21 protein-coding genes are annotated in these 25,617 nt (G+C 67.2%); 11 read left to right on the plus strand and 10 right to left on the minus strand.

Annotation, left to right across the window (positions count from 1 at the left end; all coding sequences use genetic code 11):
- Positions 1 to 9: 9 nt before the first annotated feature.
- Complete coding sequence (locus MBENS4_RS05825) at positions 10 to 672, plus strand: TenA family protein (RefSeq protein WP_039389390.1); 663 nt, start codon at positions 10 to 12, stop codon at positions 670 to 672.
- 49 nt (positions 673 to 721) lie between these two features.
- On the opposite strand, the gene MBENS4_RS05830 is transcribed toward MBENS4_RS05825, so the two are convergent.
- A complete protein-coding gene (locus tag MBENS4_RS05830) occupies positions 722 to 1,729 on the minus strand; it encodes a zinc-dependent alcohol dehydrogenase family protein (RefSeq protein ID WP_039389391.1) in 1,008 nt (335 codons plus the stop codon).
- 103 nt (positions 1,730 to 1,832) lie between these two features.
- On the minus strand, positions 1,833 to 2,744 hold the full coding sequence (locus MBENS4_RS05835) for a LysR family transcriptional regulator (RefSeq protein ID WP_199904344.1): 912 nt from the start codon (positions 2,742 to 2,744) through the stop codon (positions 1,833 to 1,835).
- Positions 2,745 to 2,957: 213 nt separating this feature from the next.
- On the opposite strand from MBENS4_RS05835, the gene MBENS4_RS05840 reads away from it, so the two are divergent.
- From MBENS4_RS05840 to MBENS4_RS05855, 4 genes are all read left to right on the plus strand, one after another.
- Positions 2,958 to 4,007, plus strand: a complete 1,050-nt coding sequence (locus MBENS4_RS05840) for an alkene reductase (protein WP_084591972.1) — start codon at positions 2,958 to 2,960, stop codon at positions 4,005 to 4,007.
- Positions 4,000 to 5,046 carry an LLM class flavin-dependent oxidoreductase gene (locus MBENS4_RS05845; protein ID WP_199904345.1) on the plus strand — a complete coding sequence of 349 codons (1,047 nt, stop codon included), beginning with the start codon at positions 4,000 to 4,002 and terminating at the stop codon, positions 5,044 to 5,046. Before MBENS4_RS05840 ends, MBENS4_RS05845 begins: the two co-directional genes overlap by 8 nt.
- Before the next feature lie 38 nt (positions 5,047 to 5,084).
- Complete coding sequence (locus MBENS4_RS05850) at positions 5,085 to 5,684, plus strand: hypothetical protein (RefSeq protein ID WP_144400855.1); 600 nt, start codon at positions 5,085 to 5,087, stop codon at positions 5,682 to 5,684.
- A gap of 261 nt (positions 5,685 to 5,945) precedes the next feature.
- On the plus strand, positions 5,946 to 9,272 hold the full coding sequence (locus MBENS4_RS05855; RefSeq protein WP_039389397.1) for a peroxidase family protein: 3,327 nt from the start codon (positions 5,946 to 5,948) through the stop codon (positions 9,270 to 9,272).
- A 27-nt stretch (positions 9,273 to 9,299) separates the two neighbouring features.
- Here MBENS4_RS05855 and MBENS4_RS05860 read toward each other — a convergent pair whose 3' ends face one another.
- Positions 9,300 to 10,475 carry a hypothetical protein gene (locus MBENS4_RS05860; RefSeq protein ID WP_039389399.1) on the minus strand — a complete coding sequence of 392 codons (1,176 nt, stop codon included), beginning with the start codon at positions 10,473 to 10,475 and terminating at the stop codon, positions 9,300 to 9,302.
- Positions 10,476 to 10,642: 167 nt separating this feature from the next.
- Between MBENS4_RS05860 and MBENS4_RS05865 the strand changes: the two genes are divergently transcribed.
- Genes MBENS4_RS05865 through MBENS4_RS05875 form a run of 3 tightly spaced genes read left to right on the plus strand, consistent with a single transcriptional unit; the run spans position 10,643 to position 13,773 of the window.
- On the plus strand, positions 10,643 to 11,074 hold the full coding sequence (locus MBENS4_RS05865) for a hypothetical protein (protein WP_039389401.1): 432 nt from the start codon (positions 10,643 to 10,645) through the stop codon (positions 11,072 to 11,074).
- Between the two features lie 4 nt (positions 11,075 to 11,078).
- Positions 11,079 to 12,356, plus strand: a complete 1,278-nt coding sequence (locus MBENS4_RS05870) for a hypothetical protein (RefSeq protein WP_052322028.1) — start codon at positions 11,079 to 11,081, stop codon at positions 12,354 to 12,356.
- A gap of 4 nt (positions 12,357 to 12,360) precedes the next feature.
- Positions 12,361 to 13,773 carry a Dyp-type peroxidase gene (locus tag MBENS4_RS05875; RefSeq protein WP_039389402.1) on the plus strand — a complete coding sequence of 471 codons (1,413 nt, stop codon included), beginning with the start codon at positions 12,361 to 12,363 and terminating at the stop codon, positions 13,771 to 13,773.
- 26 nt (positions 13,774 to 13,799) lie between these two features.
- Here the strand turns inward: MBENS4_RS05875 and MBENS4_RS05880 are convergent, their stop codons facing one another.
- Positions 13,800 to 14,732, minus strand: a complete 933-nt coding sequence (locus MBENS4_RS05880; protein WP_052322029.1) for a LysR substrate-binding domain-containing protein — start codon at positions 14,730 to 14,732, stop codon at positions 13,800 to 13,802.
- 271 nt (positions 14,733 to 15,003) lie between these two features.
- Here MBENS4_RS05880 and MBENS4_RS05885 point away from each other — a divergent pair, with 271 nt between their 5' ends.
- Positions 15,004 to 16,911, plus strand: a complete 1,908-nt coding sequence (locus MBENS4_RS05885; RefSeq protein ID WP_052322030.1) for a flavin monoamine oxidase family protein — start codon at positions 15,004 to 15,006, stop codon at positions 16,909 to 16,911.
- A 17-nt stretch (positions 16,912 to 16,928) separates the two neighbouring features.
- Here MBENS4_RS05885 and MBENS4_RS05890 read toward each other — a convergent pair whose 3' ends face one another.
- The 5 genes from MBENS4_RS05890 to MBENS4_RS05905 all read right to left on the minus strand — a co-directional run bounded on the left by MBENS4_RS05890 (position 16,929) and on the right by MBENS4_RS05905 (position 22,497).
- Complete coding sequence (locus MBENS4_RS05890; protein WP_242404796.1) at positions 16,929 to 17,468, minus strand: amidohydrolase family protein; 540 nt, start codon at positions 17,466 to 17,468, stop codon at positions 16,929 to 16,931.
- 69 nt (positions 17,469 to 17,537) lie between these two features.
- The gene (locus MBENS4_RS05895) at positions 17,538 to 19,544 is read right to left on the minus strand and encodes an NAD(P)/FAD-dependent oxidoreductase (RefSeq protein WP_039389404.1); all 2,007 of its coding nucleotides are present in this window, start codon (positions 19,542 to 19,544) and stop codon (positions 17,538 to 17,540) included.
- Complete coding sequence (locus MBENS4_RS05900; protein ID WP_084591975.1) at positions 19,541 to 21,016, minus strand: amino acid permease; 1,476 nt, start codon at positions 21,014 to 21,016, stop codon at positions 19,541 to 19,543. Before MBENS4_RS05900 ends, MBENS4_RS05895 begins: the two co-directional genes overlap by 4 nt.
- 16 nt (positions 21,017 to 21,032) lie before the next feature.
- Entirely contained in the window at positions 21,033 to 21,182 is a 150-nt protein-coding gene (locus MBENS4_RS25700; protein ID WP_159108021.1) for a hypothetical protein, read from the minus strand.
- A 1-nt stretch (position 21,183) separates the two neighbouring features.
- Positions 21,184 to 22,497: an aspartate aminotransferase family protein gene (locus MBENS4_RS05905; protein ID WP_039389405.1), complete on the minus strand. Its 1,314-nt coding sequence runs from the start codon at positions 22,495 to 22,497 to the stop codon at positions 21,184 to 21,186.
- Positions 22,498 to 22,704: 207 nt separating this feature from the next.
- Here MBENS4_RS05905 and MBENS4_RS05910 point away from each other — a divergent pair, with 207 nt between their 5' ends.
- On the plus strand, positions 22,705 to 23,037 hold the full coding sequence (locus tag MBENS4_RS05910; RefSeq protein ID WP_039389406.1) for an ArsR/SmtB family transcription factor: 333 nt from the start codon (positions 22,705 to 22,707) through the stop codon (positions 23,035 to 23,037).
- Between the two features lie 68 nt (positions 23,038 to 23,105).
- A complete protein-coding gene (gene arsB / locus MBENS4_RS05915; protein ID WP_039389408.1) occupies positions 23,106 to 24,179 on the plus strand; it encodes an ACR3 family arsenite efflux transporter in 1,074 nt (357 codons plus the stop codon).
- Positions 24,180 to 24,261: 82 nt separating this feature from the next.
- On the opposite strand, the gene MBENS4_RS05920 is transcribed toward arsB, so the two are convergent.
- A complete protein-coding gene (locus MBENS4_RS05920; RefSeq protein ID WP_039389410.1) occupies positions 24,262 to 25,617 on the minus strand; it encodes a CitMHS family transporter in 1,356 nt (451 codons plus the stop codon).

Below are 25,617 nucleotides of genomic sequence, written 5' to 3' on the forward strand. Positions count from 1 at the left end.
GGCACCCCCATGAGTTTTTGCGACACGATCTGGCAGGACGTTGCCCCGCTGCGCCGCGCGATCCTGGACCAGCCTTTCCTCGCCGAGCTTGCCGACGGCTCGCTCGCGCCGGAAAGCTTCCGGCACTACATGCTGCAGGACAGCCTCTACCTTGCCGAATATGCACGCGCGCTGGCCATTGCGTCAGCCCGCGCGCCCACGGCGAGCGCCCGGCTGGAATTTTCCGACGGCGCCAAGGTCGCGGTGCAGGTGGAGCAGGCGCTGCACCAGGCCTTCTTCGAAAAGTTCGGCGTCACGCCCGAAATGGCGCGCGAGGCCGAGCCTACCCCTGTGTGCCTTGGCTACACCAGCTACCTCACCGGCCTTGCCGCAACGCGCAGCTATGAGGAACTGATCGCGGGCATCCTGCCCTGCTTCTGGGTCTACTGGGAGGTCGGCTGCGACATCAAGCCGCGCGCCGCCTCGCCCAACCCTTATGCCGCCTGGATTGACACTTATGCCGATCCCGGCTTCGGCGAAGCGACCGCGCGGGTGCGCGCGCTGGTGGACGAGGCCGCAGCCAATGCCACCCCGGCGATCCGCGCCGCGATGGAAACGGCCTTCCGCAACGCCACGCGCTACGAGTGGATGTTCTGGGATTCGGCCTACCGGCGCGAGACCTGGCCGATCTGAGCCTCCCGCCCGATCGGCCAGACGTGATGATGCATGGAAAAGGGCGGACCTACCAGCTGACGCCGATCTTCCCGAAATGGGCACCGCTTTCCTCGTAGCGGAAGGCTTCGGCGAGGTCTGCGAGCGCAAAGCGACGGTCGACACGGGGCTTGATCCCCATGGCCTCGATGGCGCGCACGAAATCGACCTGCTCGCGCCGGCTGCCGACGATGACGCCGTGCAGCCGCACCTGCTTGGCCATCAGAAGGGCGGTCGGCACCTCGCCGCCCGTACCGGTGAGCACGCCGATGAGGGTGATGTGGCCACCAATGCGCACCGCCTGGAGCGACTGCGCCAGCGTGGCAGGGCCGCCGACCTCGACCACGTGGTCGACCCCGCGCCCGCCTGTCCAGGCAAGGACCGCCTCGCCCCATTCGCGCTCGCTGCGGTAGTTGATCGTGTGATCCGCGCCCATTGCGCGCAGCTTTTCCAGCTTCGCATCCGAGGATGAGGTCGCCACGACGCGCGCGCCCATCGCCTTGGCAATCTGCAAGGCCCAGATCGAGACGCCGCCCGTGCCCATGACCAGCACCGTGTCGCCCGCCTTGAGGCCCCCTTCGACAATCAGCGCGCGCCATGCGGTGAGACCCGCCGTGGTGATCGTGGCGGCTTCCACGAAATCGAGCCCTTCGGGCATGCGCGTGAAGGCCGTCGCGGGGCGCACGACCAACTCCTGCGCGAACCCGTCGATGCCGTCTCCCGGGACGCGGGCAAAGTCGCCCACGGCGGGCGGCCCGTCCTGCCAGTCCGGGAAGAAGCACGAGACCACGCGGTCACCTTGCACGAACGCGTCCACGCCCTCGCCCACCGCCTCGACGATGCCCGCACCATCGGCGAGAGGGATGCGCCCATCCTCGGCCGGCGTCGCGCCCGAACAGACGAGGTAGTCATGGTAGTTCAATGATCCGCCATGCAGGCGCACGCGGATCTCTCCGGGGCCGGGCTGGCCGGGATCGGGAAGGTCGACGCATTCCAGCGTGTCGAGACCGCCGGGCGCCTTGATTTGAATGGCTTGCATGGATCGTTCTCCTGTTTGGCTCGCCCGATCAGGTAGGTATCGCAGCCTCGGCTTCAATGCGGGCACGGTGGAGTGCCCCCACGCTTCGATGCGGCGCCAGCGCTCAGGCGCGCGCCCGGCTCCCCGGCGTAAAGCCCGAACCGGGCAGCTGCGCCGCGGCGGCCAGGGCATCGATCACGATGCGCAGGCGCGGCTGTTCATAGCGAGAGCTGGGCCAGACGAGGTGGATCGGCATCTCGGCCCCGGCACATTCCTCCAGCACCGGCACGAGCGCGCCCGAGGCAAGCTCCTTCCCGATCAGCCAATCGGGCAGCTGGGCCAGGCCTTCCCCTGCCAGCGCGGCGGCGAGAATGGCCTCGCCGTCGCTGAATTCGTGGCGGACCTTCACTTCCTGGGCCACCTCACCCCCGGCCTTGTCCTTCAGGAGCCAGACAGGGCGGGGCACCCTGCGCCACCCGATGATGCAATCGCGCTGCGTCAGTTCCTCAGGGCTCCTCGGCGCGCCATGGCGGGCCAGATAGTCCGGCGAGGCGCAGATCAGCAGGCGCTGCGTGCCCAGCCGCCGTGCGGTCAGGTCCGCATCGTTGCCGAGCGTGCCAATGCGCACGGCCAGATCGATCCCCTCCTCGATGACGTTGGCCGTGCGCTCGGTGAACATGACCGAGAGGTCCAGATGGCGGTACTGCGCCGTGAGCTCCAGCAGGATCGGCATCACGTGCCTGCGCCCGAAGGCTGCGGGCAGGTTAAGGTGGAGCGTACCCACCGGCGTGTCGCGGCCCGAGGCCATCGCCAGCTCGGTCCCGTCCAGATCGTCGAGAATCCGCTGGCACGCGTCGAGGTATACCTGCCCTTCCCCCGTCAAGGTCAGCCGCCGCGTCGTGCGGTGCAGGAGCTTGGTTCCCAGCCGCGCCTCCAGCCGGGTCACGCTCTTGCCCACGGCCGAGCCGGTGACGCCCAGCTCGCGTGCGGCCGCCGCAAAGCTTCCCAGGCGCACGGTCGCAACGAATTCGGTCAATCCGGCAAAGCGATCCTGCACATCCATTCCGGAACTGTGGGATCGAGTGAATGGAATCGCAAGGGGATTATTCTCCCGAAATTCCACTCTAGATAGAGCCCAACGCTTCGCTCCCTTTCCTCCCCCCGCATTTTTCAGGATTCCCATGACCAAGCTTTTCGAGCCCTTCGACCTCTCCGGCCTCACGCTACGCAACCGTGTCGTCATGCGCCGATGACCCGGGCCCGGGCGCTCGACACCGTGCCCGATGACCTCACCGTGGAGTACTACAGCCAGCGCGCGGGCGCGGGCCTTATCATCAGCGAAGGCGCGCCTGTTTCACTGGAAGGCTGCGGATACCTCTTCAACCCCGGCCTCTACACGGCCGAGCAGGCCGCAGGCTGGCGCCGCGTGACCGACGCCGTCCACGCCAAGGGCGGGCGCATGTTCGCCCAGCTCTGGCACGTGGGCCGGGTCTCGCACACCTCGATCCTGGGCGAAGGGCAATCGCCCGTCTCGTCCTCGGCCACGGTGGGCGAAAACGTCTGGGCCTTCGGGCGTGACGAGGACGGCGTCGCCAAGAGCCTGGCCGCAAGCCCGCCGCGCGCGCTGGAAACCGAAGAGGTCGTGCGCATCACGCAGGACTTCGTGCGCGCCGCACGCACGGCCATCGACGCCGGTTTCGACGGGGTCGAGCTGCACGGCGCTAACGGCTATCTCTTCGAACAGTTCGTCAACGGCGCGCTCAACCAGCGTGAGGACCGCTACGGCGGCTCGATCGAGAACCGCCTGCGCTTCCTGCTCGAGACGCTCGATGCGATCAGCGCCGAGATCGGCAGCAACCGTGTCGGTGTGCGTGTGTCCCCGTTCGGCCGCCTCTTCGGCATGGAGCCTTACGCCGACGAGGCCGAGACCTGGGTCACGCTGGCGGGCGAATTTGAAAAGCGCAGCCTCGCCTATGTGCACCTCAGCGACCAGCTGACGATCGGCGCGGAAAAGATGCCCGAGACCTTCGCGCGCGATTTCCGCACCACCTACACCGGCACGCTGATTGCCGCGGGCGGCTTCGAGAAGGACAGCGCCGAGGCGGCGCTCCAGTCGGGCGAGCTTGACCTTGTCGCCTTCGGCCGCCCGTTCATCGCCAATCCCGACCTGGTCGAGCGCATGCGCGCCGGTCACCCGATCCACCCCGCCGACCGCGCCACCTGGTACGGGGACCTCGGCGCACGTGGCTACACCGATTACCCCACCTGGGACGAAGAGGAGGCCGCTGATAATGGCTGAACCGCGCACCGATCACGAAGAGGCCAGCGACACCGCGTCGCTGCGCCTCAGCCTGCTGGACTACGCGCCGGTCGATGAAGGCGAGACGCCGACGGATGCCTTTGGCGCCTCGCTGCGGCTGGCCCAGCTGGCCGAGCAGGAAGGCTTCCACCGCTACTGGGTGTCCGAGCACCACGGGATCTCGGCGACCGCCAGCAACTCGCCCGAGATCCTGATGGCGCATGTCGCCTCGGGCACCTCGCGCATCCGCGTCGGCTCGGGCGGGGTGCTGCTTCCCAATTACAGCAGCCTCAAGATCGCGGAGAACTACCAGCTTCTTGAAGCGCTGTTCCCCGGCCGCATCGACTTGGGCTTCGGCCGCGCGCCGGGCGGGGACCAGCGCATCAGTAGCGCGCTCAACGACGAGAAGGCGCGCCCGCTTCCCTACCCGCAGAAGGTGTCTGACCTGCTCGGCTTCGTGACGGGTTCGCATCCGGCCGGATCGCGCTATGCGGGCCTGCAGGCGCGGCCCGAAACACCTACCCCGCCCCAGCCGTTCGTGCTGGGGGCTTCGGGTTCGACCGCGCAGATCGCGGCCGAGGCGGGCCTTGGCTTCACCTTCGCGCACTTCATCAATCCCACGCGCCGGGGGGCGGATGCCAGCAGGGTCTATCGCGAGGCCTTCCGTCCCTCCCACTTCGCCGCGCGACCGCAGGTCATCGTGGCGGTCTTCGTGGCCGTGGGCGATACCGAGGAGGAGGCGGCCGCGTATGCCGACGCGTTCCACCTGTGGCTCACCCACGCCGAGAGCCACACGCAGTTCGACCGCGTGCCCTCGCTGGAGACGAGCGCGGCCCACATCTGGACGCCCGAACAGCTCGCGACGCGCGCGGGCAACGAAGGCCGCCTGATCTCGGGCACGGCCGCGCAGGTCCTCACCCAGCTGCGTGCCCTTGGCGAAGCCTATGGCACGAACGAAGTCATGATCAACCTGATGATGCCGGGCGAGGCCGCGCGCACCAATGCCGTCAAAGCGCTGAGCGCCGCGCTGCGGGCGTAAGGGCCGCGCCACGCATTCCCCCGATGAAGGAGGCCAACATGAACGCCACCCCCACCTCCCAGCGCCATCATATCGCGCTCTATCTCGCCCACCGGTGGTTCGCCTTCTTCGAGGCCCCCGGTGGCGACCTCGAAGCGCACCTTGGGATTTTCCATCCGCAGGTACGCCTGTCGGGCCACCGCGGGCAGCGCCTCTTTGCGCAGGATCACGAAACCCTGCGCGCATGGTTCGCTGCGGTTCCGGACGAAGTCAGCTCGCACCATATCCTCCATTCGGTCTACGAGGACCTTGCCCCGGATAGTGGACGCCTCGCGTTCCTTGTCGCCTACCAGGCACCGGGCGCGGATGACGCGGTGCACGGCTCGATCATCAGCTACGAAACGCAGATCGCGTTCGGCGGCGAGCCCCGCTTCCTGGCCCTCGACAAGACGCCGACGCTGCCGAACACCCGGCCCACCTTCGAACCGTCCTGGGCGACCAACCGCGTACTCGCGCGCCTGCATCACGAACTGGGCGGCCTTGGCGAGGCCGGTGATGCGAACGGTCAGGTCGTGCGCTCGGCCATGGGGGGCAACGTCCATGGCCTGGTCGTCTGGCCAACCTCCCAAGCTCCGGAAGAGAGCAACGGCCCGGCGTAAACTCCGCCCCCGATACCGGTTTTCGACCTCGCGCCTCCTCCCCCCTCCCGACGCGGCGAAGACCGGTATCGGCTTTCTCTTGTGAACACGGCGCAAGCCCTGTCCCCACGAAAGCGGCGCGCACGAGCGCCCAGAATGTGCTACACTTCAAAGAAAACGGCCGGGCCGCAAAAATATCCATCGAGTAGTTATAGTTAAAACTGCCTTGGGAGATATTTCGCGATGCCAGATGCAGCCAGGCAAAGCGGCGGATGCCCATTCATGGCCCGCCACGACCAGACCCCCGAGATGGTGTCGGACGATCCGCTCGCACACATCAACGCCGGAAACTTCGCGCGCGCCATCGCGATCTACCGCGCCCGGGACACAGACGGCACGTTATCGGCCGAGGACTGCGCGCTGGCCGCCCACGCCCTGCGCAACACCGGGGAATTTGGCCAGGCGGCGGACTGGTTCCAGAAGGCCCTAGGCATGGCCCCCGAGCATCGCTTCGCCGTATCCTGGCGCGCGCAGGTCGAGGCCAACCGGATCGACGAGCGCAGCGGCGCCGGGATCCTGCGGCCCAGCACGCTTACCGAAAGCTACCTGCGCACCAATCCCGAAGACACCTACCGTGACAGCCCCTTCAGTTGGGTCCTGTGCACCGACTTCCAGCGCCCCAGCGACTACATTCCACCGCAATCGGTGCGCGACAAGCTGCGCAACTTCAAGGATTCGCTGGTTTCCCTCGCGCTGGGTCCGATTGGCGAACTGGCCAACAGCGGGGCTACCCCCGGCAATGCAGGGCGCTGGACGCAGCGCCGGCTTGGCATCATGCGCCTTGCCGCGCTGGGCGCCGCGCGCACCTGGATGGCCAGGCGCGAACGTGATCCCGATGGCGAGCATCACGATATCGTCGGGCAGCTTGCACGGCGCAAGGACCTGCCCAAGTGGGCGGATTCCGGGTTCACGCCTGATGGTGCCCATGTCTCGGACCAGTTCGGTCCTGGCGAAGGCCGCGTCGGCCAATCCTTCGTCGACCATGGCATGCCCGAGAACTACCGGCCCCGAGACCGTTCGCACGACGCCAACCTGCCCAGCGAGGCGGCCGTGGCCAGAGCCTTCGGCTACCGCAATGGCACGACACGGGAAGCCATGACCGCGAGCTTCCATGCCGCGGCCCACCTCCAGCAGCTTGTCCACGATGTCGCCCAGACCGCACCGGACAACCGGCGCAAGCACGCCATTCCCGTCGATCCCGACAGCGAACTCGCCGCGCTGGGCGTGACCCATCACTGGAGCCGGGCCGATGCGCCCAATGTCCTGCGCCCCGATGGCGAGGGCATGCACAGCACCACCGTGTGGTGGGACATGAGCCACATCTACGGCAGCGAAATCGAGACGCTGGCCGCGATCCGCTCGTTTCCCGACGGCAGCAAGGTGCCTGGTGGCAAGCTCTACCTCGAAGGCATGGACGCAGCCGGGAACGGAGGGCTCTTCCTTCCCACCCACGAGGTTGAAGCGGGCGAGGAGGGGCGCGCGCGCCGCCAGATCCTGACCGGGTTCGGGCGCAACATGACCGCCCCGCTCGAAGCCGAGCACACGCTCTATGCGCGCCACCACAACTGGGTCGCCGACGTATTGAAGGAGCGCTACCCGGACTGGTCGGACAACCAGATCTTCCAGATCGCGCGGCGCGTGGTGACGATGACCTACGCCAAGATCCACACCGGCACCTGGACGCACACGCTGTTTGCCAACGAGGCGGTGGTGAACGGCCTCAACGCCAACCTGTTCGGCCGCGCCGAGCGCAAGCTTCCGCATTTCGACAAGAAGATCTACCGCCCCGAACAGGGCACCGACCCCATCGCGCACGGCATCGCGGCGGGCAAGGTCGACAAGGACAAGCCCGAGATCAAGGGCAACTTCTTCAGCAAGGCCTATCGCTTCGGCCACCAGATCTGGGTCGACCAGCTCCACTGCCCGCCCATCGGCGCGAAACCCGATGCGGGCACTCGCACGGTCAATATGAAAGAACTGCGCGAGCTCGACGGGCACGAGTTCCTGCGCCGCGAAGGGCTGGGCGCGGTCTACTACTACATGATGCACACGAGGCTGGGCGCGCCCGTTGCGGGCAACACCGCGGACTTCTTCCGCGACATGGCCAGCGAAGAGGGCGTGATGAACATGCTCGAGCAGGAAATCCGCAAGGACCGGCGGCGCGGCACCCCCTCCTGGACCGACTACCAGAAGGCCCACAACATCCCGCCGAGCGAGACCTGGGAGCACCTTTTCCTCGACCCCGAAAGCCCGCAATCGCAGGCCACCATCGCTACCTTGAAGGAACTGTACCCCGATGGGATCTCCACGCTCGACGCGGTGATCGGGCTCACACTCAACGAGCACCGGCCCGAGGGCCTTGCCATTACCAACGAGGGGTTCCAGACCTTCGTGCAGGAAGCGACCAGCCGCATCCGGAAGAACCCCTACCTCACCGAAAAGTGGCGCCCCGACGAGGTCAGTTGGACCGCAATCAACCTTGTCGAGGCGATCGACAAGGAGAAGCTGCTCTACCTGCACTGCCCCGAACTGCGCGACTGGCTACTAACCCGCGAGACAGTGAACAGCTACGAATATGCGGGCACGAACCCGCGCGACAATCCCGAGGAACACCCCCTCGAGAGCACCGGCATCATCGTCTGGGGCGAGCAGAACATGCGCGACTTTGGCCTCGGCGATGCCTGGAAGGACGCGCATTTCCACCCGGGCGTCCCTAACGACATGCTGCGGATCGAGCATGGCCAAGAGACCTATGTTGTCGATCTCACCGACCGCCAGGTGCTCGCCGATTTCGAAGGCCAGGGCCGCGTCCATGGCCGCGACGTGCTGTTCGAGGACCCGCCCGGCGTGACCCGGCGCGACCTGCTCGCAGCCGCACAGGCCATCCGGGAGGCGGCACGGTATCCCTGGCCGGGCTTCGAAGCGCCCGGACATCCCGGCTTCGTGAGCGGCTGGCAGCTCACCCAGGAGGAAGTCGACACGCTCAAGCGCTACAAGGGCGATCCTGAAGGGAACGGCGTGCAGGCGCGCCTGACCGATCTGGAAAAGCACCTTGTCCCCTTCAACCTTGCCGGCAAGAGCCCGACCATCGGCTTTTCGCAGAACCTGCGCGGCTGGCGCACGCTCGAGAAGAGCGGCGCGCGAGCGCTGTTCCTCACCCTCGGCTCGATCTTCACATTCGGCGGCCTCAGGAACTTCGTGACCGGGCGCGGCATCCCGATGGACGCCATGGCCCGGCGGCGGCCCGCGCAGCGCACCGGGATCTTCGATGCCCAGGGCATGATCGACGAGCCCCGGCTCGCCGAATACCTGGCCCAACTGCGCGCGATGGCCGGGGAGAGCGAGACGGGCGCAATCCCCGAAGAGGACTTCCTCGCGATGCTCGAGGCGAAAGGCGCCCTCGACAGCCTGACCCGCAAGCAGTGGGGCTCCTACTTCCGCCTGCTCGAACGCGCAGGGCGCGCGCAGGCGATCACGCCCGAAGACTTCGAGGGGCTCTACCGCAACACGCTGATCCCGGCGATGTTCGAGAAACTGGAGCGCACCTAGAGCCGCGTGCGACCCGATGGCATCGGATCAATCGAAGCGCTCGTCCCCCGTGGGTTCGATGTGCGCGACCGCGTTGCTGGCCTGCCGGAAACGGGCCAGTTCGGCATAGATCCGGCGCCGCGCGCGGTTGAGATTACCCAGCGGACGGTGCGCGACGATGCTGTGCCAGGGATTGTAGGAAAGATTGCGCGCGAAGGCCATCTGCGCCGGTGTATCGAAGGTCTGGCGCGGGATGCGCAAGGTCGCCACCGGGACCCGGGGGGAGAGTTTCTCCGGCCACAGGATCCCTGCGTGCTCGATCGGCATGCGCCGCGCGTCGGTCTGCACCTGCACGGTCATCGTGAAGGCGACATCCTGGCGCGCCAGGGTGCGGGCCATGTTTTCGCGCAGATAGTGGTCCGAGGGGCGACGTGGCAGACCCTCGACTTTCATGTCGACCTTGCCCTCGGGCAGGAAGGCGTACTGCATCGCGGTCCCCTCTCCCAGGAGATAGGGGACGCAGCTGTAGTAGGCAGTCCCCAGCGGATTGCCCTGCGTCCGGCTCCAGAGCCCCTGCATCAAAAGGTCGAGCACGTGTGGACGCGGACCCAGAAAGTACCATAGGGGCAGCTCGCGCAGGCTCCAGGACTGCAGGCAGACGTTCTCGCGCAGCGTGGGCGTCGTGAAGGTCGGGCAGCTAATTCCGGTGAGGTCCTGCGTGAAGCGCTCGTCCTCCATCAGCTTGGGGCCGGGTACGTCCATCAGCTTCACGCCGATGCTCAGCACGCCGACATCGTCGATGTCGGGCGGGGTGTGCGGGCCTGGTCCCCCCAGCCGCACCCAAGCCGGGTAGCTGCGCCGGACGGCGAAGATCCCCTTGCGCAAGGGTTCGGGCAGGTCGGCATGCACCTCCAGTTCGCCGCGCACCACGCCATGGGTCTTGGTGTTGCCGCCGCGCTCCATTTCCTGGGGCGCGAAATCCTGCGCCATGTGCTGGCGGATATGCGCGATGACCTCCTCCAGCAGGCGCTCTTCGTCGGGGCCGACACGCTCCTGCGCCAACCCCAGATCATCACCCCTGTACCACAGCAACGCCAGCCTCTGGACCAGGGCCGTACCCGGCCGCTGCAACAATCCATCGAGCGCAGGACGCAGCCACGGATCGATCCGACGCTCGGCACGAAGCGAATATTCCAGGAAATTGTGCAGCCAGCGCAAAGTCACGACAGCCCTCCCTGAACCATGCCCGGGCATGATCAATTGTACACATTAGAGAAACGTGGCACTTTTGTCATCACACATCGATGTCGAGTCGGCCCGTAGAGACCTCCATTGCTCTTTGCCGGGGATCACATATCCGGGAACGACTTGCACTTTGGGGAGGCAAGATCATGACCGTGACTGTCGCGGACCTGCTCACCAAGACCGCCGAGGAACTCGACGCGCTGTTCGCAGCGGCCCCGCGCGGCGACATTCCCGATGGCGAGACCAAGGGCACGGCCATCATCGCAGCCGGAACATCCTACAGCGACGAAGTTGCCAAACTGGTCGAACTCTTCGCCTGGCAGGGCAAGGTCTTCGATGCCGAGTACGGTTTCCTGCGCAACTACATCCTGCCCTTCGGGATCAAGGCCATCGTCGCCAAGGTCTATTACGGGCAAAGCTGGATGGACCAGAAGGACTGCATCGTCATCGACTATTCGGAAACCTCGCTGGCGGCCGCACGCGTGCGCGACGAAATCCGTCTGGTCGCGCCCGGCCTCTTCCTCGGCAAGGTCTATTGGGGCGACACGGCGCTGATGCACTTCGCGCTCGAGGTCTAGGCCCGTGGCGCGCCAGTCGCTGCTTGCCGTGGCCGCCACCGTACGTGATCACGCGATCCCGGAGCTGGAGGCCCTGCTGCGCACGATGACCCGCGCGCCCGAGGCACCGGGACAGGCCGATCCGGACAATCCGATCATCCCTTTCGGCCAGATCGAGGGGCTCCATTTCCTGCGCTTCGTCCTCCTGGAGGACCCCTCGCTGCCCGACCGCGCGGCCTACCCCCGGCTTCCAGCCTACGAGCCGACCCGGCTGATGCTGATGGTCGATGGCGACGGATCGCCCCAGGACCTGCTGCAACGTCTGCTGGCCACGGCCCGTGAAGGCCTCGTGCGGGTCTTCATCCATTGCGACGCCACGGTCACCGGCACGAACATCGCCGCATGGATGGATCGCCACCGGGTGAGGTCGGCGGCCAACTACGTCAACTGGCCCGGGCGCAGCGCCCGGCAGGTGCGCGAGGAAGCGCAGCTGCACGAGGCCTGGCTCGCGGTCCGCCTGGAGCATCCGGATACGTCTCCCGATGAGCTCTGGCCGCTTTTGCGCGCGGCGGCGCAGGATCTGCCTCTCTCTCCTCCGGTGCGCCCTTCGCTGAGCGAGTGGCTGGGCAACCTCCTCCACCTCCTCTCTTTTCCCGTGCTGGCGCTGCTGAGCCTGCCCGTGCTGCTGCCCGCGCTCCCGGTCCTGATCGTGATGCTGCGACGGCGCGAGACGCGCGACCGGGTGATCGCACCGCGCCCCTCGCGCGCGCGAAACACGATGCTCTCCGCCCTCGAAGACCACGACGTCACCAACCCCTACAGCGCCATCGGCAGCCTCAAGCCTGGGCGCTTTCGCCGCTGGCTGGCAATCGTCATCCTGTGGATCATCAACTGGGGCGCGCGCCACATCTATCGCAGCGGTCGGCTCGCGCGCGTGAACACCATCCATTTTGCCAGCTGGACCTTCCTCGACGACAGGCGCCGCGTGTTCTTTGCCAGCAATTACGACGGCAGCCGCGAGGCCTACAACGACGACTTCATCAACAAGGTCGCCTTCGGGCTCAACCTCTCGTTCTCGAACGGGCTGGGCTATCCCCGCACCGACTGGCTCGTGCGCGGCGGCGCCCGGCACGAACGCGACTTCAAGTGGTACCTCTTCCACCACCAGATCCCGACGCAGGTCTGGTACAACCCCTTCCGCGGCCTCACCACCTACGACATGGCGCGCAACGCCCGCCTGCGCGCGACGTACGAGCGGCGTCCGACAGGCGCGGAGCTGGCCCGCTTCGTGGCCGAGATCTGACGCGATGGCAGTCGACAGGGACGATGTGCAGGCGCTGGTGCGGTCCGGTTTCGGATCGCTCGGCAGCGCGCGCTACATCCTCGTGCGGATCGTGGATAGCACCCGTGCGAAGGCCTGGCTGCGCGGGCTCGTGCCGACACGGGCCAGCGAGGTCGGAGAGGGCCGCGCGCTCGACACCGTCCTGCAGGTCGCCTTCACCCGTGCAGGCCTGCGCGCCCTGGGCTTTACTGCGGCCGAACTGGAGAACATGGCCCCGGAATTTCTCGACGGAATGGCCAGCGACGCACGCCGCTCGCACCGGCTTGGCGATGTCGGTGAAAGTGCGCCTACGCATTGGGAATGGGGGACAGGCATACGCGAACCCCATGTCCTGCTCCTCCTCCTGGCCCGGCCGAACCGGATCGCGGACTGGGCAAGCCACGTCGAGCGCGACGCGCGCGCCAACGGCTTTCGCCTCGTGACCACCCTGGCCAGCAATCCCGCGCCCGAGGACAGCGGCCCAGCGCGCGAGCCCTTCGGCTTTGCCGATGGCCTCTCGCAACCGGAGATCGACTGGGACGCCAAGCACCGGCCGAGCGCCCGCGCCGATCGCGCGTACCGCCCCCACATCGCAGCGGGCGAAGTGCTGCTGGGGCATCGCAACGAATATGGCGCGATCGCGGGCGATGCGACAGGGCCGCTGGTCCAGCGCAATGGCAGCTACCTTGTCTATCGCCAGCTCGAACAGGACGTCACCGGCTTCTGGGGCTGGCTACACGCGGCCGCAGGGCCCGACGGGGCGCTGGAACTGGCCGAGCGGATGGTCGGGCGCCAGATCGACGGCGCGCCGCTCCCGGGACTGGCGCATGGGCGCGGGCCGGAAGACTTTGATTTCCAGGGCGATCCGCTGGGGCACCTGTGTCCGCTCGGCGCCCACATCCGCCGCGCCAATCCCCGCGTGGGGGATGATCCGCTGGGCCCGCGCGGTATCCTGGGCAACCTGCTCTCGACCGCAGGCTTGCTGGGAAGCGCCGGAGGCGATGCGGTCGCGAGCGCACGCTTCCACCGCCTGCTGCGCCGGGGCCGCCCCTATGGCGCGACAATGACGCCCGAGCAGGCCATGCGCACCGGTGCGCCCAAGACAGAGGCCGGGCTGCACTTCCTGTGCCTCAACGCCAGCCTCGCGCGCCAATTCGAATTCGTGCAGGGGGCCTGGCTCATCAGCCCGACTTTTGGCGGCCTCTCGCAGGAGGGCGACCCGCTGATCGGCGCTCGCTGCCCGTTTCCCGATGACCGGCGTAGCGACCTGTTCCGCTATCACGATGCCCAGGGTCAGCCCCGCATCGCGCAGGGGATGGACCGCTTCGTCACGGTGCGCGGCGGGGCCTACTTCTTCCTGCCGGGCCTCGAAGGACTGGCCTCTATCACCGCGCGGTAAGCCGCTCTAGACATGGCCGACACCTGTCAGGCCGGGACCGACTGATCGTCGACGACCTTGCGGATCCAGCGGCGGAACCGCAGGATGTTGGGCGAGGTCCAGCGGTCATCGCGCGAAAGCAGCGCGTAGCTGCCGAAGCTGACCGGCTGGAACGCGGTCTGCGCAGGCATGACCCGCACCAGCCGACCGGTCGCCAGTTCGTCGTGCAGCAGCATGGTGTTGACGAGCGCGATGCCCTTGCCCCGGCAGGCTGCGTCGATGGTGAGGTGCGCGTGCCACAGGCGCGGACCGCTCAAACGCTCGGGCGGCGTGATCCCCTGGGCCAGAAGCCAGTGGTGCCACTCGGCCCCGTCCTCCTCGTGAAGGAGCGGCAGCTCGTGGAAATCCCCGGCCTCCCGGATCGGGGCGATGCCGGCCAGAAACGCGGGGCTGGCCACGGGAAAGACCTCGGGCCGGGCAATGTCGAGGCGGCGCACCTCGCGCGGAATCCGGTCCTCCTCCCAGGACCGCACGTAGCGCACATCGCAGTCCACGTCCTTGCTGCGGAAATCCGGCCCCTCGTCCGCAGGACGGAAATCGACGTCGATGTCGGGGTTCTCTTCCAGAAAGTCGCCCAGGCGCTCGGCCAGCCAGAGCGAGGCGAAGCCCGGGACGCACCAGACGCGCAGCGTGTTGTCGCTGCCTTCGCCCAGCAGCGATCCGGTCGAGCGGGCGATGATCGAGAGCGCCTTGGCGACCTCGCCGTGGTAGACTTCGCCCTGGTCGGTCAGGCGCCGGTCGTTGCCGTAGCGCAGCACCAGCGGCGCGCCGACCCAGCCCTCGAGCGAGCGGATATGGCGGCTCACCACGGCATGGTCGATCATCAGCTCGCGGGCGGCCCGGCGAATACCGCCCAGGCGTCCGACGGCTTCGAAGGCGCGCAAGGCGGCCAGTGGCGGGTACAGGCTCGTATCGGTCACGACTACCCCTCTCAAATTCTTGTGCGTCCCGCGTGTCGGTCGAAGACCGCAGGCAGGTACCAAGCCCTTCAAGAAGGCATCCTCTCCCCGGACAAGGCGCTACATTTCGAAAATTCGCACGCTGAACTGGTGCCCCCTGCGCACCGCATCATGCATTCAAGGCAACTTGCTGACAAGAATTCTATGCACCTCAATATATTCGAACTTATCTATTCTCGAATCCTGTGCACTATTGCGCGATCACGGTGCAGGACGCGCGGGGGAACGGGGAATGGCGATCGACGAAAGCGAACACGAACGGCTGGGCATGAACCGGCCGATTGCCCGGCGCAGCTTCATCGGCGGGGTCGCCGCTACCAGTGCAGGGCTTGGCGCGCTGTCGCCGCTGGCGCGGGCGAGCGAGCCCCTCGCCGCGGGAGGTGCAGGTCCTGCACCGGCCCCCGACGCCTCCACCTATCCGCCTGTGCGCAGCGGCCTTCGCGGCCAGTATCCCGGCTCCTTCGAGAGCGCCCATGCCGTGCGCGACGGGGACCTGGGCGCGGACATCGCGGCGCACGATACCGGTGAGCACTACGATCTCGTCGTCGTGGGCGGGGGCATCTCGGGCCTGTCCTCGGCCTGGTTCTACCGCAAGGCGCTGGGCCGGGACATGCGCATCCTCGTCCTCGACAACCACGACGATTTCGGCGGCCACGCCAAGCGCAACGAGTTCCACCACGAGGGCCGCACCATCCTGGCCTTTGGCGGGACGATGAGCATCGAGAGCCCGTTCCCCTACAGCTACACCGCCAAGGCGCTGCTGGCCGAACTGGGGATCGAGCCCAGGACCTGGGAGCACTACCGCCGCGAGGAAACCTACAAGGGCCTGTCGGGCGGCGTCTTCTTCGACAAGGAAAGCTTCGGGCGCGACGCGGTTGCGCCGGGCTACGGCGCGCTTGCCTGGGCAGACTTCTTCGCGCGCGCGCCGATCCGCGCCGACATTCGCGCCGAACTGACCCGGCTCTACACCGCAAAGTCGGATTACCTCCCCCACCTCGATCCCATCGCCAAGGCCGAGGCGCTCAAGCGCATCAGCCTCCAGGACTTCCTGCTCGGGCCCGCGGCCATGAAGCGCGAGGCGCTGCCCTTCTTCGCCGGGATGGGTTTTCGCAACAACAAGCGCGTGGACACCTGCCCCGCCTACGAGGTCGCGCACCTGCCGATCTTTGATGGCATGGAGATCGCGGGCCAGATCCGCATGCACTGCGACGAGTTCCACTTTCCCGACGGCAACGCCTCGATCGCGCGCCTGCTCGTCAACCGTCTGGTGCCCGGTGCCCTCCCCGGGGTCCACGACCAGGAGAGCATCGTCACCGCGCGCGTGGATTACACCCGGCTCGACCTCCCCGGAGCCCCCACGCGCCTGCGCCTCGGCAGCACGGCGGTCCATGTCGCGCACATCGGCGCGGTTACCGCCACAACCGAAAAGGCCGTGCGCGTGGTCTACATGAAAGACGGCAAGGCCGGCTCGGTCACGGCCGCAAACGTGATCCTGGCCTGCTTCAACAACATCATCCCCTATCTCGTGCCTGAGCTTCCGGACGCGCAGAAGGCGGCGCTGGGCGAAGCCTCGAAGGTGCCGATGCAGTACACCAACGTGCTGGTGCGCAACTGGGAGCCCTGGCGCAAGCTGGGCGTGCGCAGCCTGATGGTGCCGAACGGCTATCACACGCGGGTCGGGCTCGACTATCCGATGGCGATCGGCGGCTATGCCAGCGCCACCCGGCCCGACCAGCCCGCCATCGTGACGATGATCCGCAATCCCAACCAGCCTGGCCTGCCGCGCAAGGAGCAGCACCGCGCCGGGCGCCACGACATGCTTGCCACCCCGTTCGAAACGAGCGAGCTGGAAGTGCGCCGCCAGTTGCAGCGCATGCTGGGTCCCGCCGGCTTCGACGCCGCGCAGGACATCCTGGCGATCACGGTCAACCGCTGGCCCCACGGCTATGCCTATACCTACGACACCCTCGCCGATCCCGACGTGCCCGAGGCCGAACGCCCGCACATCGTGGGACGCCGTCCCTTCGGACGCATCGCGATTGCCAACGCCGATGCGGGCGCGGCGGCCTACACCAATGTCGCGATCGACCAGGCCGAACGCGCCATCGGTGAGGTTCTGGTGAGCCGCGGGCTGACCTGACCCGTTCGCGTGGAGCCTCAGCGGCGGTAGAGCACCTTGCCATCGACCAGCGTCAGATCGACCCTGGTGGCAAGGATCTCCTCCTCCGGCACAGTGAGCAGATTGCGGTCAAGCACGACGAGATCGGCAAACTTGCCCGGCGTGATCGTGCCGCGGTTGTCTTCGTCAAAGCTGAGGTAGGCAGCCTCGCGCGTGTACATCGCCAGCGCGGCCATGCGCGAGACGTCTTCTTCCTCACGGGCATGGGCAGTGCCGCTTTCGGCCTTGCGCGTGACCGCGACGTAGACGCCGTAAAGCGGCCCGATGGGCAAGTTGTCCGAGCCCAGCACCATCTTCACACCGCGGCGCAAAGGCGTGCCCAGCGGGTTGATGTGGGTCAGCGCACGGCCCTCCAGCGTCTGCTGGTAGCGCCCTTCAAGGTTGTAGAGGAAGTTGGTCTGGGCCGCCGTGCGGCTCTTGCGAGACTGTCGCAGGCCCCTGCCGCAGTGGAAGGCGCCAAGTCTGACACCGCCGGTGCATGCAGGACACCACTCCTGCACCATGTGAAAAAAGGCCACCAATCCCGAAGGATGGCGGCCGTTTGGAGGTTGCCGGTGGGTACGACGTAATCGGGTGGGTTAGAGCGCTCAGGTGCGCCGGGCGAAGGGATAGGTCTCGCGCTCGACGATCTCGCTGACGGCCCGGTGCGCCTCCAGGATCGCCGCGTCGGTATGCGGACTTGCCGCGGCATCGGAGTTGGCGATGGAGACAAGACCGTAGGGCTGCCGCCCGACCACGCAGGGCCGCTGGGGCGACTGCGTGTAGACCCATTCGACCGGATCGTAGAGGCTATTGTAGGTATAGGCATAGCCGTGCGGCCAGCGGTTGACGGTGATCGCGGCAATGTCGCGCGCAGGGTCGAAGCCGCCTGGCCCGAGGATCCGCGCAAGCTGGCTGCGGGTTTCGCGCTCGAACGTCTCGAAGCTCATTTCCAGCAGTTCGGCGCGGCCGATGCGGTGCTGGTCGCGGCGGGGCTGACCGGGCGCATTCATGAACTTGGTGAGGTGCAGCGCGATCGGCTCCTCGCTCGAGCGGGCATGGCGCAGAGCGCCCAGGTCCACCGCCTCGGTGAGCGCGACGACATCGTGGAACATCGTCGGACACGAGATGCTGGAGACGCCCAGCTTCTCGAACGCGCGCCAGTTGCGCAGCACCACGTTGGTGTAGATGAGCGGCCCCTTCACGCCGTAGGCCAAGGCCTCCTTCTGGGGCCCGGGCAGTTCGGGCATCATGTAGGGGATCGCCATGTTCCAGCAGGCCAGGATGACCGACTTGGCGCGCACCGATTTGAGCCCATCGCCGTTGGCATAGGTGATGACGGCCTCGCGCGCGGTCTTCGCATCGCCGTCGTGGGCCACGTTGACAACGATGCTGGAGAGACGGATGCGCACCGGGTTCTGCGCCCGGTCAAGCGCGTCATAGGCGATGCGCGCGGTGCCCATGTCCTCCTGCGTGCGCGCCGTGGTCGCGCCGGGCACGAGGTGCGCGACCAGCAGCCGGGCCAGCGTGGCGTTGCCATCGGGAAAGTGCACCGCGTTCCAGTCGATCTTCTGGCGCCCGTGCTGGCCGCCGGGAAGGTCGGCAAAGAGGCCCTCGGGGATTTCGCCAAGGCCCAGCCCGGAAAAGCCGGGATACCCTTCGACCCAGCCGAACAGCGCCGGGGTGGCATCGGCCCCGACGCAGAAGCTGCTGGTGCCCATCTGCTGGAAGAACCACATGACCTGGGGATCGAGCTTCAGGGTCTTGAGGTAATAGTCCCGGAACGAGGTGGTCGCGAGGAAGTGCTTCTTTTCCGCCACGCTCATGCCCGCCAGATAATCAGGCTGGTCGGGCGCGACGAGGCGGGCCATGTCGGCGCGGGCCTTGGCCGAAAGCGGCGTGCGCGCGAGGAACTCTGCCGAGCCCATCGCGCCCGGACCGCCGCCGTGGCCGCCGCCGCTTTCCGGCACGACAAGCCGGTCCGCCTCCCAGGTCTCGGCATCGAAAAAGTGGCCGCGCGTCAGGCCCTTGTCCGCATAGAGATCGCGCACCTCGGCGTTGGAAACCCGGTAGCGTTCGAGGTCGATCCCCATGTCATCCAGCAGCTGCGCGGCCCAGCGGTTGTAGCGCGCGGGCGATTCGATGTTGAGCGTGCCCCCGTTGATCACCACCAGCTTGCCATCGACCATGAACTCGTTGCGCTTGGCGTGACCGCCGAAGTCGTCGTGGTTGTCGAGGATGAGAATGCGCGCGTCCTTGCCCACCGCCTTGCGGTAGAAGTGCGCCGCGGACAGGCCCGAGATGCCGCCCCCCACGATCACCAGGTCATAGGTTTCGCCCTGGTCGGCCACGTCCTCGATCGGCAGTTGCCCGTCGCGCAGGAGGTGCGCGAATTCAAAGGAGCCGGCGTGGCTGCCACGCATCCCGGTCTTGGCCGGGGGATAGCTGGTAGCCCCCGCCCCGCCTGCTGCCGCCGTGCCTGATCCCGTCTGCGCGAGGCCCGGCGCCGAAAGACTGGCCGCGCCGAGGGTGCCCAGGGCCATCGCGGTGCCGTTCAGGAAGTCGCGCCGGTCGATGCGGCAGTTCATTCCGAGACGCAGGTCATTCTCGGTCATTCGGCTGGCTCCTGGATAGGCGTATCGATATGGGCAAGCGGGTCGAGCGGGGCCGCTCTGGCCCGGCGCAGGACGAGGAAGAGCGCGGCGAAGAAGGCGGTGATGGCCACGCTCGACCAGAACTCGGCGGCCGATCCCGGATTGAGCGCCATGGCGCCCAGGATCACGCAGATCGCCAGCACCGAGACCCCACTCAGCCAGGGGAAGAACCAGGTGCGGATGGTCAGCTGCTGCGGGCATTCGCGCTCGAAAATGCGGCGAAGGCGCATGTGCGAGAGTGCGATCATCAGGTAGACGATCAGCATCAGCGCGCCCGAGGCATTGACGAGGAAGCTGAACACGACCTCGGGCGAGAGCACCGAGGCGGCCAGCGCGGCGTAGCTGAAGAGGCTCGCGATCAGGATCGCGCGGGCAGGCACCTTGCGCGCATTGACCCGTACCAGCGCCTGCGGCGCATCCCCGCGCGCGGCCAGCGTGAAGAGCACGCGCGAGGTGACGTAGAGCCCGGAATTGAGGCACGAGAGCACCGCGACCAGCACGATCACGTTCATGATCAGCGCCGCGCCCGGAATGCCGATGGCGGCCAGCGCGGCGGTGAAGGGCGACTGGCCGGGCACCACGCTGTCCCACGGCACGACCGAGACGATCAGGAACACCGAGAGGATGTAGAAGACCAGGATGCGCAGCGCGACGGTGCTGGTCATGCGCGCGACGGTGCGGGTGGGCTCGGCGGATTCGGCCGCCGCGATGGTGGCGATCTCGGCCCCCACGAGCGCGAAGATCACGCTTGTCGTCGCGGCGAGCACCTGCATCCCCCCTGCCGGCGCGAAGCCGCCGTGCGCGGTGAGATGGCCGAAGGTCGGCCCGTCCGGCGCGCCCAGCCCCAGCGCATAGGCCCCGGTGACGAGGATGAAGACGATGATCCCTGCCACCTTGATCGAGGAAAACCAGAACTCGAACTCGCCGTAGGAGCGCGTCGACATGAGGTTCACCGCGGTCAGCACGGCCATCAGCACGATCCCGATGAGCCAGACGGGAAGAGCGATCCACCCCGCGATGATGACCGCGCCCGCAATCGCCTCGATGGCCACGACGACCACCCAGAAATACCAGTAGAGCCAACTGCTGAGAAACCCCGCCCAATGGCCCAGGCCCATGCGGGCGAACTCGGGAAAGGACTGGATGCCGGGGATCGCGACCGCCATCTCGCTCAGCATGCGCATGATGACAAGGACGATTGCGCCCGCCAGCGCGTAGCTCAGGATCACTGCGGGCCCTGCCGCGGCGATGGACGTGCTGCTTCCCACGAAGAGGCCTGCCCCGATGATCCCGCCAATCGCGATCATCGAGACGTGGCGCGCCTTGAGCGAGCGGCCAAGTTCATCCTGGCTCTCGCCCGGATAGACTTCCGCCGGCGATACGATGTCGTTGTGCGGGATCGCCTGCGTCCCCTCGTCTGCCCTGCCCGTCATCGCGCTCCCTGCCGTGTCATGTGTGAGGGCCCCAGTGCAGGCCGTATTCGACCTCCCAGGTCGCACCGTCGTCCTCGCGGCCCATCGAAGGCTCGCGGATGCCCCCGTCCCCGGTGCGCGTCAGCGTCCAGTGGCGCAGGCGCGGCACGCGGGTAAACACGGGCACCTCAGTCGACCTGCGCGATGATGTGGCGCAAGGTGTCCACGATGTGCGCGACCTGCCCCTCCTCGATGATGAGCGGGGGCGAAAGCGCGATGATATCCCCTGTCACACGGATCAGCACGCCTTCCTCCCAGCAACGCCGGTAGATCTCGAAGGCGCGGGTGCCCGGACCGTGCGGGCCTGCCTCAAGCTCAATCCCGGCAATGAGACCAAGGTTACGTATATCGACGATGGGCGCCAGCCCCCGCAGTGAATGGACCGCCTCCTGCCACAAGGGTTCCAGGCCCGCGGCCCTCTCGAAAAGCCCCTCCTCGCGGTAGACATCAAGGCTGGCGAGCGCGGCGGCACAGGCGAGCGGGTGGCCGGAGTAGGTATAGCCGTGGGGCAGCTCCACCGCGCCCTCGGCCGCGGCCGCACAGATCGTCTCGTAGATCCCCTCGCGCACCAGGATCCCACCCATCGGCACCGTGCCATTGGTCAGCCCCTTGGCCATGGTGATGATGTCGGGCGTGACGCCGAAGCGCTGCGCGGCAAAGGGCGTGCCCAGACGCCCGAAGCCGGTGATCACCTCGTCGAAGATGAGGAGAATGCCGTGGCGGTCGCAGATCGCGCGCAGCCGCTCGAGATAGCCGCGCGGAGGCACCAGCACGCCGGTCGAGCAGGCGATCGGCTCGACGATGCAGGCCGCGATGGTCTGCGCCCCGTGCAGCTGAACCAGACGCTCCAGGTCGTCGGCAAGGTCCGCGCCGTGCTCGGGCACGCCTTGGGTGAAAAGGTTGCGCTGCGGGTCGTGGGTGTGGCGCAGGTGGTCGACACCGGCGAGCAGCGCGCCGAACATCGCCCGGTTGCCGACGATGCCGCCCACCGAAATGCCGCCGAAATTGATACCGTGATAGCCGCGCTCGCGCCCGACAAGGCGGGTGCGCGTCCCCTCGCCCCGCGCGCGCTGCCAGGCGAGCGCGGTCTTGAGCGCAGTTTCGACCGCTTCGGAGCCGGAATTGCAATAGAACACCTGGCCAAAGCCCTCCGGCGCCAGATCGACAAGGCGGTTGGCCAGCTCGAACTGGGCGGGGTTGCCCATCTGGAAGGGCGGTGCGTAGTCGAGCTTTGCTGCCTGCTGCTGGATCGCCTCGACGATCCGGGGCTGCCCATGCCCGGCGTTGGAGCACCACAGCCCGGCCGTCCCGTCGAGTATCTCCCGCCCGTCGTCGGTCTGGAAATACATGCCCTGCGCGCCCGTAATCATGCGCGGGGCTGCCTTGAACTGGCGGTTCGCGGTGAACGGCATCCAGTAGCTCGACAGGTCATTGAGCTTCATTTGCAAGGACTTCGCGCTCCCGGTTGCCTCTTCCGCAAAGAGACCTATCGCCGCAGGAGAGGCCCCGGGAGATGCCTATCCGGCGTGGACTGGTGCCCCGCGCGCACCACCGGCCATTGCCGGCACCCCAACAGGCCTCCCAAACATGCTTCGCGACGTTCGCCTTGCCTGGTTGCCCCCGCCCCTCCCATCGAATAAAGTCGATGGATGGATTCCGATGCTGCCCTCGCCATACTCTCGGCGCTGAGCCACCCCACGCGCCTCGAGGCCTTCCGCCTGCTCCTGCGCCACGAGCCCGAGGGCCTGGCCACCGGCGCGCTGGTCGAGGCCTCGGGGCTGAGCCAGAGCACCTTCTCCTCGCATCTTGCGGTCATGGCGAAGGCCGGGCTCGTGCGCAGCGCCAAGCAGGGGCGCCAGAACATCCAGCGCGCCGATATCGCCGCGCTCAGGAGCCTGATGCTGTTCCTTGCGACCGACTGTTGCCAGGGCCACCCCGAGCTTTGCCAGCCGCTCGTTGCCGAGCTCACTTCTTGTTGCTGAACCCGCTGCACCAAGCCCCGCACTCCCCGCCTCCTCATCCCGCTGATCCCAGAAGGTTCCTTTCGACCATGTCCGCACCCGCCCCTCGCGCGCGCCTCGCGTTTCTCGACCGCTACCTGACCTTGTGGATCTTCCTTGCGATGGCGACAGGCGTCGCGCTCGGCTCGGCCATCCCGGGCCTGCCCGCAGCCATCAACGGGCTCTCCTGGGGGACCACCAATATCCCCATCGCGATCGGGCTCGTCCTGATGATGTACCCGCCGCTGGCGCGGGTGCGCTATGAGGAACTCCCCCATATCCTCGACGACACGCGCATACTCGCGATCTCGCTGGTCCAGAACTGGATCATCGGGCCGGTGCTGATGTTCGCGCTCGCCGTCCTGTTCCTGTCCGACACGCCCGAATACATGACCGGGCTGATCCTGATCGGCCTTGCCCGCTGCATCGCCATGGTCATCGTGTGGAACCAGCTGGCGAAGGGCGACAACCAGTATGTGGCCGCGCTCGTCGCCTTCAATTCGATCTTCCAGATACTCTTCTTCAGCGTCTACGCCTGGTTCTTCCTGTCGGTCCTGCCGCCGCTGTTCGGGCTGGAGGGAAGCGTGATCGACGTCAGCTTCTGGACCATTGCCGAGGCCGTGCTGATCTATCTGGGCATTCCCTTCGCGGCCGGGTTCCTGACCCGCAAGGTCCTCGTGCGCGCGCGCGGCAACGCCTGGTACGAAGGGACCTTCCTGCCCAGGATCGGCCCTGTCACGCTGGTCGCGCTGCTCTTCACCATCGTTGCCATGTTCAGCCTCAAGGGCAACGAGATCCTGGCCCTGCCCGGAGATGCGCTGCGCATCGCGATCCCGCTCACGATCTACTTCGTGATCCAGTTCACCATCAGCTTCTTCATGGGCCGCCTCGTCGAAAGCGACTATCCGCGCACCACCGCGGTCGCCTTCACGGCGGCGGGCAACAACTTCGAGCTGGCCATCGCGGTCGCCATTGCCGCCTTCGGGCTGGCCTCGCCGGTTGCCTTTGCCGCCGTCATCGGCCCGCTGGTGGAAGTGCCGGTGCTGATCCTGCTCGTGGGGGTCGCCTTCCGCTTCGGGCGGCGCTGGTTCCCCGACACGGTCCCCGTCGAGGAACGCGGCTAAGCCTTGCACGAAAAGGAGCCCCGGAACGCGAGGTCCCGGGGCTCCTTTTTTTTTTCCATGGGCTCGCCTGCGGCCGCTGCGATCAGAACAGGCCGAGCGCCCAGCCGATGCCGAAGACCGCGATGGAGAAACCCCACATCGTCAGCAGCGAATAGCGGATGTGCCGCCCGATATCGGCCTGGGCCAGACCCAGCGCCAGCCACATGGCGGGCGAGAAGGGGCTGATGAAGGTACCGATGATGTTGCCGATGATCATGGCGTAGACCGTGGCCTGCGGGGTGACGCCCACCGGCTCGACGACCTGGAGCACCACCGGCAGCAGACCGAAGTAGTACGCATCGGTGTTGAGGACGAGTTCGAGCGGAAGCCCGAAGAAGCCGATCACGATGTGCAGCATGGGCACGGCCGAACTGGGCAGGAAGTCGACCAGCGCCTCGGCCATGGCCTTGAGCATGCCGCTGCCATCCAGCACGCCCAGGAAGCTGCCCGCCGAGAGGATGATCGCGCCCATCAGCAGCGCGGGACCCGAGTGGGACCGCACGCGCTTCATCTGCTCGTCGATCGAGCGGTAGTTGCAGGTAAGAAGGACCGAAAGGCCGATCATGAAGGTGTAGGCTGCAGGCAGGATCCCCGCGACGAGCACGGTCAGGACGGCCAGGAAGATCGCCGCATTCAGCCAGATGAGACGCGGGCGCAGCAGTTCCTGCTCTTCCTCGCCCAGCTCCGGAGCAGCCTGTGGGCGGGTGGCCTTCCCGGCCCCATCGACATGCGCGATGTGGGTGCCGTCGGCCTCCAGCACGGCCTGCTCGGGCGAACCTGCCGCCGCGATTCGGCGCCGCTCACGAAGGCCCAGGAATACGGCGAGAACCGCGAGCAGCGCAATGCCAGCGAGCTGGACCGGAATGAGCGGGCGCCACAATTCGGTCACCTCTATGCCGGTCACCGCCGCAGCACGGCCGAGCGGCCCGGCCCAAGGCAGCATGTTGGCAATGCCCGCCCCCGTCGCGAGCAGCATGAGCAGGAGATAGCGGCTCATGCCCAGGCGCAGGTAAAGCGGCAGCAGCGCGGGAACGGTGAGAAGGAACGTCGTCGCCCCTGCCCCGTCAAGATGCGCGCAGGCCCCCACCAGCGTCGTGCCGACCGCCACATAGACCACGTTGCCGCGTGTCACCCGGATCAGGCCGTTGATGAAGGGGCGGAAGAAGCCGGTGTCCTGCAGAACGCCGAAGAAGATGATGGCGAAGATGAACATCGTCGCCACCTGCATGACGCGCGCCAGGCCATCGCCGAAGAAGGTGGACATGGCCTCGGGGCTGAAGCCGTAGACCAGCCCGGCCACAAGCGGGACCAGCACGAGCGCGACGATCGGCGAAGCCAGCCGCGCCAGGAGCAGGCCGACGACGCACACGACCGTGAGAAGTCCGAAGAAGGCTAACAT

This window comes from Novosphingobium sp. MBES04 (assembly GCF_000813185.1).
In the GTDB taxonomy this organism is placed as follows: Bacteria; Pseudomonadota; Alphaproteobacteria; order Sphingomonadales; family Sphingomonadaceae; genus Novosphingobium; species Novosphingobium decolorationis.